Origin of the sequence: Microcoleus sp. Pol11C3 (assembly GCF_036701485.1) — a bacterium.
Classification (GTDB): Bacteria; Cyanobacteriota; Cyanobacteriia; order Cyanobacteriales; family Microcoleaceae; genus Microcoleus.
The window spans coordinates 1-1,072 of sequence record NZ_JAUBQW010000322.1 but is presented as its reverse complement, the minus strand read 5'-3'; the positions used below and the strand labels follow the sequence as shown (position 1 = coordinate 1,072).

Sequence of the window (1,072 nt, the reverse complement as noted above, 5' to 3'; positions counted from 1 at the left end):
GAGTTTCAGCTTCTAGTCTTATGCACGAGTCTATCTTTTATTAGATAAAGTTATCACCATAAGTTCTGAAGAGCCATACAACTTGGAAACAGTGGTTGTAATAGTTTTATTGTCTCAAAATTAGCAGAAGCGTAAAAACTACCATTAATCAGTTACTGTTTTCTTACTAAAGTCATTACAAAGCGTGTCTGTAGCTTCTAAGAATGGTGAATTTATCTCAAAATATACTCACCACTGATGAACAGTGTTCAATAAGATGCGTTCCCCCTGGGATGGATGAGGAGGGAAGAAAGGGCGATCGCTCTTTTTGACGTAAGGGCGATCGCACTCATTAATATTGCGATGACGGAACTCTTGGGCGACTTTCCCACAGCATCATCCTATCTGGGTGATTGGGTCGTTGAGCGGTATCGTAAACAACGAATTTTTCACAATATCTGGCGGGGTGTTGAGGACTACACCAAAGATATTTGTATATACACCAAAAATTGCATTTGTTTCTGTGTATTGAATAATGGTGTCTGCAATGCCATCTTGATTGACATCAGTAAGGGTGAAGGTGAGAATGTCGGCTGGTACGCCTCCATTGACTTTAATGCGATCGCCGTCGCTAGCATTAAAGTCAAGTATCCAATCAGCATTCGCAGGATTGATTTCTTCTGTACCTGTGTCTGTTCTCAGGATAAAGATATCGCTTCCAATACCACCAGTCAGTCGATCGGTGCCCGTTTCACCAATTAAGATATCCTCTCCATCATCGCCGAAAATTTGATCGTTACCTTTTCCACCCCGCAATAAATCATCACCAACACCTCCTAAAACGAAATCATTACCTTTATTCCCAGATCGAAAATCTGCTCAAAATCCTCAGAGAAAAACCTTGCTTGCTCGTTTTCGATCGCGCAGACACACTTTTGAAAGCACGAGAAGCAAAAGCGGCTGGTTATTTCGCAGACGATTTTGCAGAATATGCTTGGTTATTCAAACATCTAAACTCAGGGTAAGCTCATCTAATTTGGTATAAATTGTACTTGACAAAACCAACAAAATATACAGGGTAGCCCGCTCGTCA

At 41.0% G+C, this 1,072-nt stretch carries 1 pseudogene; it reads right to left on the bottom strand.

Features of this window, described 5'->3' with window-relative positions:
• Positions 1 to 375: 375 nt before the first annotated feature.
• Positions 376 to 831 (bottom strand): annotated as a pseudogene (locus QUA40_RS28870) (choice-of-anchor K domain-containing protein); the annotation flags it as partial.
• Positions 832 to 1,072 lie beyond the last annotated feature (241 nt).